Genomic DNA, 17,521 nt, shown 5'->3' with positions numbered 1-17,521 from the left:
AGCGACCATGTCCGCCGTCCGAAAGCTCGCCGCCGCGCTGGGCCTCGCGCTCGCGGCGGCGGCGGCGCTGGCCGGCCTGGCGCTCGGCGCGGTCTACCTCGCCCTCGACACCGAGCCGGGCCGGGCGCTGGTGCTGCCCCGCGCCGTGCGCGCGGTGGACGACGCCATCGCCGGGAGCGTGGCGGTGGGCCGGATGCGGCTCCTGCCCGGCGCCGGCGCGGAGCTCGAGGGGGTGCGGATCGTCGATCCGGACGGCGACGAGGTGCTCCGGGTCGAGCGGCTGCGGCTCACGCTCGACGTCTCGAAGCTCCTCTCCCGCACCGTGGGGGTCCGGGTCGAGCTCGAGCGGCCGGAGGTGCTCCTCAAGCGCGAGCCCGACGGCGGCCTCTCCCTCGCCCGCGCCTTCGCGCCCACCCACCCCTCGCCGCCGAAGGCCGGCGGCGGGCGGCCGGCGCTCACGGTCCGGCTGGAGCGGCTCATCCTGCGCGGCGGGATCGTCCGGTACCAGGACGCCGCGGGCGCGGTCGCCTTCGCGGCGCAGGACGTCTCCCTCGACGCGCGCGGCGCCTGGCAGCCGCGCGGCGAGTGGGGCGAGGTCCGCCTCCGCGGCGAGCTCACCGCGCCGGTGCGGGCCGCGGCCGCGCTCGACCTCTCGGCCGCCGTGCGCGGCGACCAGCTCCTCCTGCCGCTCCTGCGCGCCCAGGTGGGCGGGACGGCCCTCGACCTCGTCGCCGAGGGCGACCTGCGCGCCCAGCGCGGCCGGGCCGGGCTCCTCGCCTGGAGGGTGGACGCGCGGGAGCTCCGGGCGCTGGCGCCCCGCTCGCCGCTCCCGTCGGACCTCTCGGGCTGGCTCTACGCCGAGTCGAACGGGAGCGACGCCACCGCGGCGCTCGAGGTGACGCCCGCCTCCGGCGCCGGCCGGGCCCGGGGCGCGGCCGCGGTCCACCTGCCGCCCGGGACGCTCGCCGGCGGCTTCGACCTGGCGGTCGAGGCGCTCGATCCCTCGCGGCTCTTCGCCCCCGCGCCCCCCGGCGCGCTCACGCTCTCGGCGGAGGGGCGGGCCACCGGCACCACCTTCGAGACGCTGCGCGGCGCCCTCGCGCTGCACCTCGCCCCCTCGCGGCTGCGCGACGGCCGCCTCGGACCGGGGGAGGTGCGGGCCACCGCGCGCGACGGGCTCGTGGAGGTGAGCCGGCTCGACCTCGCCGCGCCCGGCCTCTCGCTCCACGCCACCGGCCGCTACGACGCGAAGGGGGCCGTCGCCGGCCGCGGCGCGCTCGCCTCGCCCGACCTCGCCCTCGCCTCGCGGAACGGGGCCGCCCTCGCCGGCGTCCCGCCGCCCCCGCTCCGGGGCAGCGCCGCGGTGGAGGCGGCGGTCTCCGGCACCGCGGCCGCGCCGCGCCTCACGCTGGCGGTCACCTCGCCCGAGCTCGCCCACGGCGCCGTCTCCGCCGGCGGGCTCACGCTCTCGGCCGCCGTGGCCGGACCGCTCGCGAAGCCGACCGGGAGCGTGCAGGGGAAGGCCGAGCGCCTCACCGCCGGGCGGCTCGACGCCCGCGCGCTCTCGCTCTCCGGCACCTTCGACGGGCGCGACCTCGACCTCTCCCTCGGGGCGAGGGTCCCCGACCTCGGGCCCGACCCGCTCGACTTCCGCGTCGCCGGCGCGCTGCAGCCCGGCGGCGCGCAGTTCGTGCTCCGCGACCTGCACCTCGCGTTCCCCGGCACCCGCTACGCGCTCACCCGGCCCGCCACGGTGGACCTGACCCGGCCGGCGGTGGACCGGCTGGAGCTCGCCTCCGGCGGCGCGCGGATCGCGCTCGAGGGTGGCCTCGCCGCGGCGCCGCCCGCCACCCCCGAGAAGGCGCTCGACGCTCGCCTCGCCGTCTCCGGCTTCGACCTCTCCACCCTCCCGGCCCGGCTCCTCCCTCCCGGCCTCGACCTCGGCGGACGGCTCTCCGCCAGCGCCACCGCGCGCGGCCCGCTCGACGCGCCCCTCGCGGTGGCCCACGTCTCGCTCGAGGACGGCCGCTTCCGCAAGGTGGGCGGCGTGCGGGCCAGCGCCGACCTGCGCTACGAGGGGGCGGCGCGGCGGGCCGAGCTCGCCCTCGACCTCTCGGAGGCGAGCGGCACCACCCTCTCCCTCACCGCGGGGCTCCCGACCGACCTCGCCCGGGCCCGCGACGACGCGCGGCTCGCGGCGCGCGTGCGGCTCGCGAAACTCTCCCTCGCGACCGCCCAGGCGCTCGCCGGCCGCGAGCCGGTCGCGACCGGCGTGGCGAGCCTCGACCTCGACCTCGCCGGCACCGTCGGCGCACCGGCGCTCACCGGCCGGCTCCGGCTCGACCGGGTCCAGGCCGGCGAGTGGGGGCCGGCCTCGGCGCGGCTCGACGCCGACGGGCGCGGCGGGAAGCTGGCGCTCACGCTCGCCGCCGACCTGTTCGGCGCGCACCTGCTCGACGCGCGCGGGTCGGTGCCGGTCCGGCTGGCGTCGATCCTGCGGGCGCCCGGCCCGGAGCTGCGGCGGGTCCGCGCCGGCGGGTTCCAGCTCGACGCGACCGTGCCCGGCTACGAGCTCGCGCTCCTGGGCGGCAAGGGGAGCGTGCCGGCCTCGCTCGGCGGGACCCTCTCCGGCAAGGCGGCGCTGGCCGGCACCTTCGCGGCGCCGCGGGGCGCGGTGGAGCTCTCGGTCCGCGACGGCCGCCTCGAGGGCTACCGCGAGCTCGACCTCGCCGCCCGGCTCGCGACCACGGCGCGGCCCGACGGCGCCGAGGCCACCGCGCGCCTCGCGCTCGCGGGGGGCGAGGTGGCCCGCCTGGCGGCGCGGCTCGGGCTCCCGCCGGAGCGGCTCTCCGACGCGGCGGCGCTCGGCCGGGCCCCGCTGCGGGTGGAGCTGACGGTGCCGCGCAACGACCTCGCGCGCGCGGGGGCGATCGTGCCGGTCGCGGGAGAGGTGGAGGGGCGCGCGCTCCTCGAGGGCAGCCTCGACGCGCCGCGGGCCGAGCTCGCGCTGGCGGGCCGCCGGCTCGCGGTGAAGGGGAACGGGCTCGGCGACCTCCGGCTGGCGGGCCGCTACGCGGCGGGCAAGGCGCAGGCCTCCGCCGACCTCGCCGCGGCGCAGGGGGGCACGCTCTCGGCGCGGCTCTCCGCCGACGCCGACCTGTCGCTCCCGTCGCTGCGGCGCAAGGCCTGGCGCGAGGCCCCGGCGGAGGCCTCGGTGGTGGCCGACCGGCTCGACCTCGGCTTCCTCCCGGCGGTGGTGCCGGACCTGGTCCGCTCGGCCGGCGGGAAGCTCGGGGCCGACGTGGTCGCCCGCGGCCCCCTCGGCAAGCTGCGCCCGCTCGGCACGGCGCGGGTGGTGGACGGGCGGGTCGCCGTCGCCGAGCTGGGCGAGTGGACCCGGATCGAGGCCGACGCCTCGCTCTCGGAGGACCTCTTCAAGCTCTCGCGGCTCGAGGCGCGGCGCGGCGCGGGCCGGCTCGAGCTCACGGCCGAGGCGGTCGGGCTCTCCCGCCCGGCGGCCCCGGCCGACGTGACGCTCCGGCTCGGCATGCGCGACCTCACCCTGTCGCGCGCCGGCCAGGACCTCGCCACGGTGGACCTCGACGCCCGCGGCACGGGGAGCTGGCGCGCCGGCGAGCTCAAGGCCGACGTCACCGTCCCGCAGGGCACGGTCCGGCTGCCGAAGCGGAGCCCGCGCAAGCTGCAGCCGCTCGAGGAGCGGGCCGACATCGTGGTGGGCCATCCGCGGAAGGGGCAGGCCGGCGCGGCGGCGGAGGGCGAGGCCCCGCCGCTCCACGCCCTCGTCCACCTGCTCGTCCCGAACCGCTTCTTCGTGAAGAGCGACAACCCCAAGCTCGACATCGAGCTCAAGGCCGACGCGCAGTTCGAGTACCAGGACGAGGAGCTGACCGCGACGGGCGGCGTCGAGACGGTGCGCGGCTTCGTGGAGCCGATCGGCGGCAAGGTGTTCAACCTGCAGCGCGGCAAGGTCACCTTCACCGGCGCGAGCCCGCAGGAGGCGGCGCTCGACGTGGCGGCGACCTGGCAGAACCCGACGGCGAAGGTGAACGTGCACGTGAGCGGGACGCCGGAGGAGCCGAAGATCGCCCTCACCAGCGAGCCGCCGCTCGACGAGTCGCAGATCGCGATCCTCATCGCCACCGGGCGCACCGAGCTCAAGCCGGGCGCGGGCGGCGTGGGCACCCTCACCGGCGACGAGGCGGGCCGGGCGGCCCTGGGCGCGGCGGCCACGCTCGCGTTCAAGGAGGTGCTGGCCGACAAGCTGCCCATCGACTCGGTCTCGCTCGACAGCTCGCAGCTGCGCGCCGGCAAGTACGTCACCGACAAGATCTACGTCGGCTACACGCGGCGGTTCACGGTCTCGCTCGACCAGGCCGAGAACACCAACGAGGTCCGGGTGGAGTACCAGATCACCCCGCGCTGGACGTTCGAGTCCTCGTACGGCGACGCCAACGCGGGCGCGGCGAGCCTCATCTGGTCGAAGGATTACTAGCGCCTACGTCAGGGGGGGATCAGGGAGGGGGGCCCCGGCGCAGCCGGGGGAGGGCGGAGCCTCCCCCGCCGGAAGGCGCGCGGGCCCGAGTGGAGCGAGGGCGCGGCGCGCCCGGCTCCGGCGCGGCAGGGGCGCAGCCCCCGTGAGTTGACGCGCCGGGTGGGCCGGGTTAATCGGTCGAGCCCTTACAAGGAGAAGCAGCCATGGCCGTGAGCACCGCCCGTTCGCGCAAGAGCGCCCCCCGCATCGAGTTCAAGGTGAAGGACCTCTCCCTGGCCGACTGGGGCCGCAAGGAGATCGAGCTCGCCGAGAAGGAGATGCCCGGGCTCATGGCGATCCGGGCCGAGTACGCGGCCAGGCAGCCGCTCGCCGGCCAGCGCATCACCGGCTCGCTCCACATGACCATCCAGACGGCGGTCCTCATCGAGACGCTGGTGGACCTGGGCGCGACGGTGCGCTGGTGCTCCTGCAACATCTTCTCGACCCAGGACCACGCGGCGGCGGCCATCGCCGTCGGCCGCGGCGGCACGGCGGACGACCCGCGCGGCGTCCCGGTCTTCGCCTGGAAGGGCGAGACGCTCGACGAGTACTGGGACTGCACCGAGCGCGCCCTCGACTTCGGCGACGGCCGCGGCCCGACCCAGATCGTGGACGACGGCGGCGACGCCACCCTGCTCCTGCACAAGGGGCTCGAGTACGAGCGCGCCGGCAAGGTGCCGGACCCGAAGACCGCCGACTCCGAGGAGCTCGCGGTGGTGCTGAAGCTCCTCGGCCGCCTCCTCAAGGCCGACCCGAAGCGCTGGCAGCGGGTCGCGGCCGAGTGCAAGGGGGTCACCGAGGAGACGACCACCGGCGTGCACCGGCTCTACGAGATGCAGAAGGCGGGGACGCTCCTCTTCCCCGCCATCAACGTGAACGACTCGGTCACCAAGTCGAAGTTCGACAACCTCTACGGCTGCCGCCACTCGCTCGTGGACGGCATCATGCGCGCCACCGACGTCATGCTGGCCGGCAAGACGGCGGTGGTCTGCGGCTACGGCGACGTGGGCAAGGGCTGCGCCCAGTCGCTCCGCGGCCAGGGCTGCCGGGTGCTGGTCACCGAGGTGGACCCGATCTGCGCGCTCCAGGCGGCGATGGAGGGCTACCAGGTGGTCCGGCTCGAGGACGTGGTCCGGGACGCGGACCTCTTCGTCACGGCCACCGGCAACGTGGACATCATCACGGTGGACCACATGAAGAAGATGAAGGACTGCGCCATCGTCGGGAACATCGGCCACTTCGACAACGAGATCGACATGGCGGGGCTGAAGAAGGTCCCGGGCCTGAAGCGGGTCAACATCAAGCCGCAGTACGACGCCTTCGTCTTCCCGGACGGCCACCGCGTCCTCATCCTCGCCGAGGGGCGCCTCCTCAACCTGGGCTGCGCGACGGGCCACCCGAGCTTCGTGATGTCGAACAGCTTCACGAACCAGACGCTGGCCCAGATCGAGCTCGCGCAGCACCGGGACCGCTACGAGAAGAAGGTCTACGTGCTCCCGAAGCACCTCGACGAGAAGGTGGCGCGGCTGCACCTCGACCAGATCGGGGCCCGCCTCTCCAAGCTCACGAAGAAGCAGGCCGAGTACATCGGCGTCTCGCCGAAGGGGCCGTTCAAGCCGGACCACTACCGGTACTAGGGGAGCTTCCGCTCCACGCTCTCGGCCCGCGCCGCGGGGCCGCCGGGAGCCCACCGCTGCGGTGCTCGCTCCGGCGGCTCCGCCCGGTCGCCGATGGGCGAGCGGCGCGGTGGGCGCAGAGCGCTCGGGCCCGCTGCGGTGCCGATCCGGCTACGGCATGCGGCTCCGGCTGTGGCGTTGCACGGGGGAGCGGCGCTTCCATCGTGTCACGCGGTCCGACGCCGGTGGGCGGCCCGCCTGCGCTGCGCGCCTCGGGAGGGCTCCCGTCGGCCGTTGGATGCGGCGCTCGGGACGCGAGCTGCTGCGCGGTCACAGCTGCCGGCCTCGAGCTCCTCTTCCCCTCTCCCGCGGAGCGGGGGAGGGACGGGGAGGGGGTGCGACGCGCGGCTACGCCTTCTGCTCGTACCTCTTCATCCGCCACGTCTCCTTCCGCGCCTCCTCGAGCCAGGCCTGCAGCTCGGGCAGCGCCCAGACGGCCTCGGCGTACGCGGCGGCCTCACCCTGGGGCTTCACGCCGTAGGTCCGGAAGCGGCTCACGACGGGCGCGTACATGGCGTCGGCGATCGAGAACGGGCCGAACAGGAAGGGCCCGCCCTTGCCGAAGCGGCGGCGGCAGTCGTTCCAGAGGGCGACGATCCGGTCCACGTCGGCCTGCACCTCGGGGAGGAGCGGCGCGGGGTCGAACGTCTCCTTGATCTTGAAGGGGAGGTGGTTGCGGAGCGCGGTGAAGCCGGAGTGCATCTCGGCGCTCACCGACCGGGCCACGGCGCGCGCGGCGGGGTCGGCGGGCCAGAGCGGCTTCCCGGTGAACTTGTCGGCGAGGTACTCGCAGATGGCGAGCGAGTCCCAGACGGTGAGCTCGCCGTCGAGGAGCGCCGGTACGCGGCCGGAGGGCGACGCGCGACGGAGGTCGGCCTCGCTGGTGGGCTGGTCGAGCGGGATCACCTGCTCCTCGCACGCGATCCCGAAGTGGCGCAGCACGAGCCACGGGCGGAGCGACCAGGACGAGTAGGCCTTGTTGCCGAGGACGATCTTCACGTGTGCCTCCGGGTGGACGGGCGGCGATCCTAGCGCGGCGACGGCGGCCACGCCCACCAGGCGTCGTCGTCGTAGGGATCGTCCCGGCACCAGGGGGAGGGGCCGTTCAGCGCCTCCTCCAGCCGGCAGCGCGACCGCGGGGCGCCGCCCGCGAGCACGAGACGCCAGCCGGCGTCGGGGAGCCGGCCGCGGAACAGCCAGAGCGGCGGGGCGGCGCCGACGAGCTCGCCGGCGAGCGGCGGGGGGACGGGGCAGGTGTCGTCCTCGGCCTGCAGGAGCACGTGGTCGGCGAGGGCGGGCGGCGGGAGCGCGCGGCCGCTCGCGAGGCGCACGGGCTGGTGCGGCATCTCGAGGAACCCGCCGTTGGTCGAGCCGCCGGCGGCGGCGACGTGATAGGCGCCGAAGTGGCGGTAGACCGACTGGGGCAGGTGGCGGCTCGTGAGCCGGAACACGACCTGCAGGTCGGTCCCGGGCGGCAGCGAGGCGGCCAGGAGCCGGCCGGGGGTGGCCTCGCGCGAGAAGGCGGCGAGCTGGGCGTGGACGCCGGCGAGGTCGGCGGCGGAGACGGCGGCGAGCGCGGCGAGCGCCAGGGCGCGGCGGCCGGGCCTTCGCGGCAGCCGGGAGAGGCCGAGGGCGAAGGCGGCGGCGAGCGGCGGGAGCCGGCCGGGGAGCCCCCAGGCGTCCATGGCCTGCTGGGGCACGGCGAACATCGCCAGGAACAGGGCGAGCGCCGCGATCGCGCAGGCCCGCCGGCCGCGCGGGCTCGCCTCGTACCGGCTCGCGAGCGCCGCGCCGGCGAGGACCAGCGCGGCGGCGCCGGCGAAGAGCTTCGGCCGGAGCTCCTCGGGGCCGAGGCCGTTCAGGTAGGCGCAGAGCCACTCGAAGCGCGACGAGACGGTCCACCAGAAGAGCGGCAGGGGCTCGGGGTGGAGCCCGCGCGGGCGGGTGACGAGCCACGCGAGCGCGGCGGCCAGGGTGGGCGCGAGCGCCAGCCCGGCGGCGACGGCGCGGCGCGGGCGCCCGGCCGCGAGCGGGAGGACCGCCGCCAGGAGCGCGGCGAGCGGGAGCGCGAACGGGTGGAACGCGAAGGCGAGGAGGGCGAGGGCGGCGAGGGGCAAGAGGTGGGTCCAGCGCACCGCGGGGCGGAGCGCGACCCGCCAGGCCTCGGCGCCGCAGAGGAGCACGACCGGCAGGCAGAGCAGGAAGGGCACGAACCCCATCCAGGCGCACCAGCTCCACCCGAGCGGCACGGCGAGGAGCGCCAGCCCGCGGTCGCGGCCGAGCGCGCCGAGGAGGTGGCGCGCCGCGAGCGCGAAGCCGGCGATCCCGGCGAAGACGAGGAGGCGGAGCGCGGCGTCCTCGCCGAACGCGGCCGCGAGCGGCCGCCCGAGCAGCACCATCCCGCCGTAGGGCGAGGCGAGGTGGGCGCGGTAGAGCGCGCCGCCGCCGAAGGCCGGCTCGCCGAGGTGGCCCGCGAGCGTGAGCTGGAGCAGGTGCTCGGGGTAGTCGAGCAGCCCGACGGTGGGCAGGAGCAGCGGGGCGGCGGCGAGCGCGAGGAGGAGCGCGAAGAGGCCGCGCTCCAGGAGCTCGACGCCGGTCGCGGAGCCGGCGGCGCGCGCTCGAGCCGCGCGGCCGGCCTCGGGAGCCCGCGACGGGCTCGGGTGGGAGGCGCTCACGCGGCGGCGACCTTGGGGCCGCTCCCGGCCGCGCCCTGCTTCACCGGGTGGCGGTGGCGCCAGCCGAGCGCGGCGGCGAGGCCGAGGAGCGCGGCGGCCGAGAGCGCCACGCCGGGCCAGAGGAGGCGCGGGCGGTACTCGAGCCGGAGCGCGTGGCGCCCCGCCTTCACCGGCACCGCCATGAAGGCGTAGTTGGCGCGGACCAGCGCGGCGGGCCTGCCGTCCACGGTGGCGCGCCAGCCGGGGAACCACGGGTCCACCACCACCGCGAGCCCGTCGCGCGGGGCGTCGAGCTCCGCCTCGAGCTCCGGCCCGTCCACCGCCACGGCCGAGGCTGCGATCGGGCCGGCGGGCGCGCCCGAGGGCGGCAGCGCCGGGTCGGCGGCGGCCACCACCGCCTCGGCGCCGCCGGCGGCGCGCAGGAGCGGCGCGGCGACCGCGGCGTCGGAGGCCACGGTGTAGGCGCCGGTCCAGTAGACCCGCGGCAGGGCCGGCGCGCGGTAGGGCTGCAGGCGGCGCCCCTCGGCCGGCACCGGCGCCCCGGCCGGCGGGAGCGCCGGCTGCTCGTCCGAGAGCACGAGGGGGCAGGCGAGCAGCGGCCAGTAGGGCGAGGTCGGGTCGGGGTGCGGCCAGAGCGTGTCCTGGCGCACGCGCGGGACGCCGCCGAGGTGGCCGTCGCGGGTGGCCCCGAGGAGCGCCCGCACCCGGCCGATCATGGTCGGTCCCCAGCCGTTCACGCCCTCCCAGTCGTGGCGGATGACGTCGTTGGCGAGCCCGAAGCCGTCCCAGGTGAGCACGGCCACCCGCCGCGGCGCGGGCGGCGCCGGCAGGAGGGGCTGCGCCGCCAGGAGCTTCGGCCCCTGCTCGGAGACGGGGCCGACGGGGTTCGCGTCGCGGAAGTTGAGGCCGAAGTCGAGCAGCGCGATGGCGGCCGCCGCGAGCCCCACCGCCAGGCCGCGTCGCGACAGCCAGAGGAAGGCGAAGCCGGCGGCCGCGACGGCGCCGGTGATGGCGGCCGACTGCGCGATCCCCTCGGGCGGGAAGCCCGGCACGAGGAACAGGAACGCGAGCGCGGCCGCCTCGCAGAGCCCGAGGACCAGCGCGGCGCGGAGCGTGCGCCGCGGCGCGGTCCGGATCGCGGCGAGCCCCTCGGCCGCCAGCACGGCCACACAGAGCGCGCTGACCAGCGCGAGCCGGGTGGGGTTCCGGAAGTTCCCGAAGCCGGGGAGGAACCGGTAGAGCAGCCAGTGGAGGTGGAGCGGCGCGCGCTCGCCGAAGCCCACCGCGATGCCGAGCACCGCCACCGCCGCGAGGGTGGCGTTCCCGCGCTGCCGCAGCGGCGCCGCGCAGGCGAGCGCCAGCGCGAAGACCCCGACGTAGCCGGTCATCTCCCAGCCGTTGAGCGGGCCGCGATAGCCCCAGCCCATGCCGTACGCGCGCGGGACGACGAGCACGAAGAGGTCGCGCCAGCTCGTCCAGTTCCACGAGGTCGCGAAGGCGTAGTCCACCCCGGCGCCGCGCGGACCGAGCGCCGCCAGCTCCGAGACCGGCAGCACCGAGGGGGCCGCCACCACGAACCCGAGCGGCGCCGCGGCCAGGGCGAGGAGCGCGTCCATGGGGCGGCGGCGCCAGAGCACCGGCGCGTGGACGAGCGCGTAGAGCCCGGTGACCACCGTCCCGAAGTAGCCCATCTGCGGCGCGCCGCCGAACCAGGAGAGGCAGCCCGCCACCGCCGTGACCGCGAGGTGGCGGCCGCGCCCCCGCCGCACGAACCCCTCGATCCCGCCCAGCATGAAGGGCCACCAGCAGAGCGAGGCCGGGAAGTTCCAGTGCAGGAGGTGGGCGGTGACCTTGCCGCCGAGCGCGAAGATCACCGCGGCGAGGAGCCCCTCCGACGGGCCCAGCCCGCGCTGCCGCACCCAGTAGAGCGTGCCCCAGCCGGCGAGGACGAGGTGCAGGAGGGTGCCCACGGTGAGCGCGCGCGCCGGCGCGAGCCCGAGGGTGAGCCAGGCGGTCGGCTCGAAGGCGGCGACCTGCGGATCGGCGAAGAAGGGGAAGCCGAGGAAGATGCCGCGCTGCCAGGTGGGGAGGTCGCCGTGGCGGAGCGACTGCTGGAGCGCGTCCCGCATCTGGATGAAGAAGGCGGGGAGGTCGAAGTTGATGAACGCCTGCCCGGGCAGGACCACCCGCCAGTGCACCAGCGCGACCAGCGCCGGGACGAGCAGGAAGGCGGCGGGCCAGGAGAGGAGGCGGCGGGGCCGCTGGCTCATGAGAGCTCCGGGGCGGGCGCGCGCGCGGCGCGCCAGAGCGCGCGGGCGAGCCAGAGGGCGAAGGCGAGGTGGAGGGCGGTGCGGAGCCACTCGCCCGGGTGGACGGCGAGGTCGCGGAAGGCGGGGTCCATGCCCCGGGCGCGGTACGCGAAGGCGGTCCAGTAGTCGAGGAGGGCCATCGCCGAGAGCGCGCCCATCATCCAGCGCGGCGCCGCGGCGAGGGCCCCGGCGAGCAGCGCGTAGAGCGCGTACTGCGGGCTCCAGACCTTGTTCACGGTGATCCAGGTGACGAGGACGAGGCCGGTGCCGAGGCGGAGGGCCGCGGCCCCGCTCGCGTCGCCGCGCGACCCCGCGCGCCAGGCGGCGAGCGCCGCGGCCGCGGCGGCGAGGAGCAGCGGGACGGCCGTGATCCGGTTGAGCGCCGCCGGCGAGAGCGCGAACGGCAGGGCCTCCCAGATCGAGTTCTCCGCCCCGCGCTGCCCGTTGAAGCGGAAGAACCAGCTCCAGCTCTCCGGGGCCGCGAGCGCCACCGGCAGGTTTACGGCGAGGAGCACCGCGCCGAGCGCGCCGCCGAAGCGGGCGAGGTCGCGCGGCCGTCGCCAGAGGAGCGCGGCCGCCCCGGGCACGAGCGCCACCGGGTAGAGCTTGGCCGCGACGCCGAGGGCGCAGAGCGCGCCGGCGAGCCCGCTCCGCCCGCGCGAGAGCGCCACCAGCGCCCCGACGGTGAGGGCGATGGGGAGCAGGTCCCAGTTCAGCCCGGCGTAGACCACGAGGGCGGGGGTGGCGGCGAGCCACCAGGGGTCGGACCCCGGGAGCCGCCGCAGCAGCCAGACGGCGAGGAGCCCGCAGGCGGCGAGCGCAAGGTAGCCGGCCGTGAAGTAGCCGAGCGGGCCGCCGGGCGCGAAGGAGGGGAGCCAGAGGGCGAGCCCCAGCAGCACCGGGTACTCGATCCGGTCCTCGAGGTAGGGCAGCGGCCGGCCGCCGTTGAAGTAGCGGTCGCCGCCCATGGCGAGGAGGTCGGAGTAGCTCTGGTGCGCGAAGGCCCAGGGGCGGTAGGGCACGCCGGGGTGGGCCGCGCCGCGGGCGAGGTTCGCCCAGCCGGCGGCGAGGAGCAGCGCGGCCAGCGCGTAGGGGGCGAGCCTGGACGGGACGGACGGCCGCATGTGCGCCCGTCATTCCAGAGGCGGCGCGAAGATGCAAGGGCGCGCCTTGGGCGGCGCCGGGCGAGTCCCTAGCTTGTTGGAGGGACCGCGCGTGGTGCGGCCCTTCGAGGAGGGGAATCCATGCTCTGGCTACTCGCGGCGTTGGCGCTCGCCATCTGGATCGTCGGGCTCGCCTTCAAGGTCACGACCGGCATCATCCACATCGCGCTGGTCGCGGCGGTGATCCTGTTCATCGCCGGCTTCTTCCGCGGCCGGAGGTCGGCCAGCACGGTCTGACGCGGCGGGCCCGGCGGGGCGGACGACCAGCACCGGGCACGGCGCGGTCGCCACCACCCGGGCCGCCACGCTGCCGAGGAGGAGCCGGGCCGGGCCGCGCCGGCCGTGGGTACCGACCACGAGGAGGTCGGCGTCCTGCGCCCGCGCGGCCTCGACCAGCGCCTCGTCCGGGAAGCCGGGGAGGAGCAGCGCGTCCGCCTCGAGCCCCGCCTCCCATGCCCGCCGGACCAGCGGCGCGAGCCGCTTCCGCGCGTCCTCGCGGAAGCCGCGGTCCCACTCGTCCCAGGTCTCGGTGCAGGCGAACCCGGCCTGCGGGAGGTGGTGGTCCTGGTAGGCGTGCGCCACGAGCAGGCGGGCGCCGTAGCGCGTCGCGAGCTCCAGGGCCCGCTCGAACGCGGTCACGCTCGCGGGCGAGAGGTCGGTCGCGACCAGGATCCGCTGGAGCGGGGGGGTCACGACGCCGCCTTCTCGGTCCGCTCCTCGAGCGCCGGCGGCTCGTTGCCGGCCGCGGGCGGCGCGTGGCGACCCTTCCCCGCCAGCCGCTCCACGAAGACGAACAGCGACGGGATGAAGAAGACGCCGAAGAGGGTGGCGGCGAGCATCCCCGCGACCACCACCGTGCCCATCACCTGCCGGGCGGCGGCGCCGGCCCCCTCGGCGATCCAGAGCGGGATGCAGCCGAAGATGAAGGCGAAGGAGGTCATGAGGATCGGCCGGAGCCGGAGCCGCGCCCCCTCGAGCGCCGCCTGGACGAGCGGCCGGCCCTTCTCGAGCTCCGCCTTGGCGAACTCCACGATGAGGATGGCGTTCTTGGCGGTGAGCCCGACCAGCATCACCAGGCCGATCTGCGCGTAGACGTTGTTGTCGAACCTGCGCGAGAGGATGCCGAGGTAGGCGCCGAGCACCGCGATCGGGGTGCTGAGGAGCACGCTGAAGGGGAGCGACCAGCTCTCGTAGAGCGCCGCCAGGATGAGGAACACGAAGACCAGCGAGAGGCCGAGCACCTTGGCGGTGCCGCCCTGCGCCGTCTTCTCCTGGTAGGAGAGCGAGTTCCAGGCGTAGCCCATGCCGGGCGAGAGCGTCTTCCCGGCCACGTCCTCGAGCGCGGCCAGCGCCTGCCCCGAGCTGTAGCCCGGCGCCGGGGCGCCGATGATCTCGGCGGCGCGGTACAGGTTGAACCGCACCGTGTACTCGGGGCCGGCGGCGTTGCGCACCGTCACGAACGACGAGAGCGGCACCATCTGGCCGTTGCCGGCCTTCACGTAGAACGACTTGAGGTCGTCGGGGCTGCGGCGGAACTCCGGCTCGGCCTGCACGTACACCTTCCACTGCCGGCCGAAGCGGGTGAAGTCGTTCACGTAGCTGCCGCCCAGGAACGACTGGAGCGCGGCGTAGACGTCGCCGATGGCGACGCCCTGCTTCATGGCCTTCTCCTTGTCCACCTCGGCGAACACCTGCGGCACCGCGGGGGAGAAGTTGGGCACCACGTTCTGGAGCTCGGGGCGCTTGCGGGCCTCGGCCAGGAACTTCTGGACGTTCTCGGCGAGGAACTCCACCGGCCCGCCGCTCCGGTCCTGCAGCATCATGCTGAAGCCGCCGGCGGCGCTGATGCCGGGGATGGCGGGCGGGGTGATGGCGAAGACGCGCGCCCCCTGGATCTTCGAGAACGCCCCGTTGAGCCGCTTCACGATCTCGCCCGCCTCCATGTCCTTCGAGGCGCGCTGGTCCCAGGGCTGGAACATGATGAAGGCGGTGCCGAGGTAGCTCGCGCTCGCGCCGGAGAGCGAGCTGTAGCCGGAGATGGTGTTGAAGAAGCGCACCCCCGGGGTCTTCGCGAGCACGTCCTCCACCTGCCGGAAGACCTCCTGCGTCCGCTGCAGCGAGGCGGCGTCGGGGAGCTGCACCACCGTGACCGCGTAGCCGTTGTCCTCGGTGGGGAGGAAGCCCGAGGGGAGCTTCCCGCCCACCGCCGCCGCGAGCCCGGCCACGCCGGCCAGGAGCACGAGCGGGATGGCGAGCTTGCGGATGAGCCGGCGGTTGATGCTCACGTAGCTGTGGGTGACCCCCTCGAACCAGCGGTTGAAGCCGGCGCCGGCCTTGCCGAGCCAGCCCTTCGGGGCGTGGCTGCGCGGCCGGAGGAGGATCGCCGACAGGGCCGGGCTGAGCGTCAGGGCGTTGAAGGCCGAGATGAGCACCGACACCGCGATGGTGAGCGCGAACTGCTGGTAGAGCCGGCCGGTGATGCCGCTCAGGAAGGCCACCGGCACGAAGACCGCGGCCAGGATGAGGGCGATGCCGATCACCGGCCCGGAGACCTCGCTCATGGCCTTCTTCGTCGCCTCGCGCGGCGGGAGGCCGCGCTCGATGTGGTGCTCCACCGCCTCGACGACCACGATGGCGTCGTCCACCACCAGGCCGATGGCGAGCACGAGCCCGAAGAGCGACAGGGTGTTGATGGAGAAGCCGAGCAGCGGGAAGACGGCGAAGGCGCCGACGAGCGACACCGGCACGGTGAGCAGCGGGATGAGCGTGGCGCGCCAGCTCTGCAGGAAGACGAAGACCACCAGCACCACGAGGAGGATGGCCTCGAAGAGCGTGAGCAGGATCTCCTGGATGCCCGCCTTCACCGGCGCGGTGGTGTCGAGCGAGACCTCGTAGCTCATGCCCGGCGGGAACTGCGCCTTGAGCTGCTCCATCGTCTGCCGGACGCTCGCCGCCACGTCGAGGGCGTTCGAGCCCGGGGCCTGGAAGACGGCCACGATGGCGGCCGGCTTGCCGTTGAAGCGGCCGGACATCGAGTAGGTGGCGGTGCCGAGCTCCACCCGGGCCACGTCGCGCACCCGCACCGCCGAGCCGTCGGGGTTCTGGCGGACGAGGATGTTGCCGAACTCCTCCGGCGTGACGAGCCGCCCCTGGGCGCGGACGGTGTACGAGAACTGCTGGCCCTCCGGCGCCGGCTCGCCGCCCACCTGGCCGGCCGGGTTCACCACGTTCTGGGCCCGGATGGCGTTCTGGACGTCGCCCACGGTGAGGCCCAGGCGCGCCAGCACGTCGGGCTTCACCCAGATGCGCATGGCGTAGTCGCCGCCGCCCAGGTTGCGGATGTCGCCCACGCCCTTGAGCCGGAGGAGCGCGTCGTTGAGGTTGATGACGGCGTAGTTGCCGAGGAACTTGGCGTCGTAGCGCCCGTCGGGCGAGTAGAGCGACACCACGATGAGCGGGAAGTTGAGCGACTTCTTGATGGTGACGCCGACGTTCTTCACGTCGTTCGGCAGGAACGGCTGCGCCTGCGAGAAGCGGTTCTGGACGAGGACGTTGTCGATGTCGATGTTGGTGCCGACGTCGAACGTGACCTGCTGCTGCATCGTCCCGTCGTTGGCGTTCGTGGACTTGATGTAGAGCGACTGGTCCACGCCGTTCATCTGCTGCTCGATCGGCGTCGCCACCGACTGCTCCACCGTGAGCGCGTCGGCGCCGGTGTAGACGGCGGAGAGGTTGATCTGCGGCGGCAGGATCTGCGGGAACTGCGAGATGGGCAGCCCGAGGAGCGAGATCGCCCCCACCAGCACGGTGGCGATGGCGATCACGATGGCCACGATGGGCCGGCGGATGAAGAAGTTCGACATGGGGTCGCGCTCCTCGGGTCAGGGCCGGCCGGTCGCGGGCGCGGCCGGGGCCGGCAGGTTCGCGGCGGTGGCGGTCAGGTCCTTCGGCGCCACGGTGGCGCCGTCGCGCGCCGCCTGCAGCCCGTCCACCACCACCCGCTCGCCCTCGGAGACGCCCGCCTCGACGATCCGGAGCGCGCCGACGTTCGGGCCGACCTTCACCTGGCGCAGCTGCACCTTGGCGTCCGGCCCCACCACCGCGAGCGAGTAGGTGCCCTGCAGCTGCACCAGCGACTTCTCCGGGACCACGAGCACGTTGCCGCCCGCCCCCTCCTGCCGCAGCCGCACGCGGCCGTACTGGCCCGGGCGGAGCGCGTGGTCGGGGTTGGGGAAGAGCGCCTGGAGCTGGATGGTGCCGCTGGTGGGATCCACCTGCCGGTTGGCGGCCACGATCACGCCCCGGTGCGCGTAGGGCTTGCCGTCGGAGAGGAGGAGCTCCACCCCCGGGTCGCCGCCGTCGCCGGGCTGGCCCTGGTCGAGGCGGGGGAACTGCCGCCGCGCCCAGGCGAGGTCGCGGCCGGCGAGCTTCTTCAGCCGGTCCGGGGCGCGGACGTAGTCCACCTCGGAGAGCGGGAAGGTGACGCGGACCGGATCCACCTGGGACACGGTGGTGAGCAGGGTGGGCCCGTCCTGGCCGACGAGGTTGCCGGCGCGCACCTGCGCCAGGCCGGCCACGCCGCCGATCGGGGCGCGGATGGCGGTGTAGGAGAGGTTGAGCTCCGCCTGGCGGACCTGCGCGCGGGCCGCCTCCACCTGGCCGTCGGCGTCGCGGGCCTGCGCCTGGGCGTCCTCGAGCTCCTGCTGGCTCAGGCCGTCCACCTTGGCGAGGGCGGTGCGCCGCTCGAGCTGCGTCCTGCCGTGGGCTTGCGCGGCGAGGGCGCGGGAGAGCGCGGCGCGGGCGCTCGCCAGGGCCGCCTCGTACTCGCTCCGCTCGACGGTGAAGAGGAGCTGCCCCTCCTTCACGGTGGCGCCGTCGTCGTAGTGCTGCCGCTCGAGGAAGCCGCGCACCCGCGCCCGGATGTCCACGTTGGCGTAGCCGTCCACGGTGGCGACCGCCTCGACGTTCACCGGGACGTCCTGGCGGACCACCGGCGTGACCGTGACCGCCGCGGGCGGCGGCGCCTTGGGCGGGGCGGCCCTGGAGCAGCCGGAGGCCAGGACGGCGATGCCGGCGAGGGCCGCGAGGAGGGTGGTGGGGCTGAAGCAGAAGCGGAGGGTCATGGCGTTCTCGTCGTGCGGCGTCG

The 17,521-nt window shown here is 75.6% G+C and carries 9 protein-coding genes and 1 pseudogene; 3 read left to right on the top strand and 7 right to left on the bottom strand.

Translation table 11 applies throughout. The annotated features are described in order from the left end of the window. Positions 1 to 7 precede the first annotated feature (7 nt). Both AMPC_RS13800 and ahcY read left to right on the top strand, forming a co-directional pair. Positions 8 to 4,513 carry a translocation/assembly module TamB domain-containing protein gene (locus tag AMPC_RS13800; protein WP_248341859.1) on the top strand — a complete coding sequence of 1,502 codons (4,506 nt, stop codon included), beginning with the start codon at positions 8 to 10 and terminating at the stop codon, positions 4,511 to 4,513. Between the two features lie 203 nt (positions 4,514 to 4,716). Next, complete coding sequence (ahcY, locus tag AMPC_RS13795; RefSeq protein WP_248341858.1) at positions 4,717 to 6,189, top strand: adenosylhomocysteinase; 1,473 nt, start codon at positions 4,717 to 4,719, stop codon at positions 6,187 to 6,189. A 387-nt stretch (positions 6,190 to 6,576) separates the two neighbouring features. Here ahcY and AMPC_RS13790 read toward each other — a convergent pair whose 3' ends face one another. Genes AMPC_RS13790 through AMPC_RS13775 form a run of 4 tightly spaced genes read right to left on the bottom strand, consistent with a single transcriptional unit; the run spans position 6,577 to position 12,336 of the window. Further along, a complete protein-coding gene (locus AMPC_RS13790) occupies positions 6,577 to 7,227 on the bottom strand; it encodes a glutathione S-transferase family protein (RefSeq protein WP_248341857.1) in 651 nt (216 codons plus the stop codon). A gap of 29 nt (positions 7,228 to 7,256) precedes the next feature. Then, positions 7,257 to 8,903: a hypothetical protein gene (locus tag AMPC_RS13785; RefSeq protein WP_248341856.1), complete on the bottom strand. Its 1,647-nt coding sequence runs from the start codon at positions 8,901 to 8,903 to the stop codon at positions 7,257 to 7,259. After that, entirely contained in the window at positions 8,900 to 11,173 is a 2,274-nt protein-coding gene (locus AMPC_RS13780; RefSeq protein WP_248341855.1) for a YfhO family protein, read from the bottom strand. The genes AMPC_RS13785 and AMPC_RS13780 overlap by 4 nt, the downstream gene beginning before the upstream one ends. Next, positions 11,170 to 12,336: a glycosyltransferase 87 family protein gene (locus AMPC_RS13775; RefSeq protein ID WP_248341854.1), complete on the bottom strand. Its 1,167-nt coding sequence runs from the start codon at positions 12,334 to 12,336 to the stop codon at positions 11,170 to 11,172. Before AMPC_RS13775 ends, AMPC_RS13780 begins: the two co-directional genes overlap by 4 nt. 120 nt (positions 12,337 to 12,456) lie before the next feature. On the opposite strand from AMPC_RS13775, the gene AMPC_RS13770 reads away from it, so the two are divergent. Then, positions 12,457 to 12,612: a lmo0937 family membrane protein gene (locus AMPC_RS13770; RefSeq protein WP_248341853.1), complete on the top strand. Its 156-nt coding sequence runs from the start codon at positions 12,457 to 12,459 to the stop codon at positions 12,610 to 12,612. Positions 12,613 to 12,690: 78 nt separating this feature from the next. Here AMPC_RS13770 and AMPC_RS13765 read toward each other — a convergent pair. The 3 genes and pseudogenes from AMPC_RS13765 to AMPC_RS13755 form a co-directional block, all read right to left on the bottom strand. Beyond that, positions 12,691 to 13,014, bottom strand: a pseudogene (locus AMPC_RS13765) (universal stress protein); the annotation flags it as partial. Between the two features lie 50 nt (positions 13,015 to 13,064). Further along, a complete protein-coding gene (locus AMPC_RS13760) occupies positions 13,065 to 16,238 on the bottom strand; it encodes an efflux RND transporter permease subunit (RefSeq protein ID WP_248341852.1) in 3,174 nt (1,057 codons plus the stop codon). 18 nt (positions 16,239 to 16,256) lie between these two features. Continuing rightward, positions 16,257 to 17,498 (bottom strand): efflux RND transporter periplasmic adaptor subunit, encoded by a 1,242-nt coding sequence (locus AMPC_RS13755; protein WP_248341851.1) that lies wholly within the window; start codon positions 17,496 to 17,498, stop codon positions 16,257 to 16,259. Between the last annotated feature and the right edge of the window lie 23 nt (positions 17,499 to 17,521).

Origin of the sequence: Anaeromyxobacter paludicola (genome assembly GCF_023169965.1) — a bacterium.
Taxonomy (GTDB): domain Bacteria; phylum Myxococcota; class Myxococcia; order Myxococcales; family Anaeromyxobacteraceae; genus Anaeromyxobacter_B; species Anaeromyxobacter_B paludicola.
Note: the sequence above shows the minus strand (reverse complement) of the source record. Positions and strands in the feature narration are given on the sequence as shown.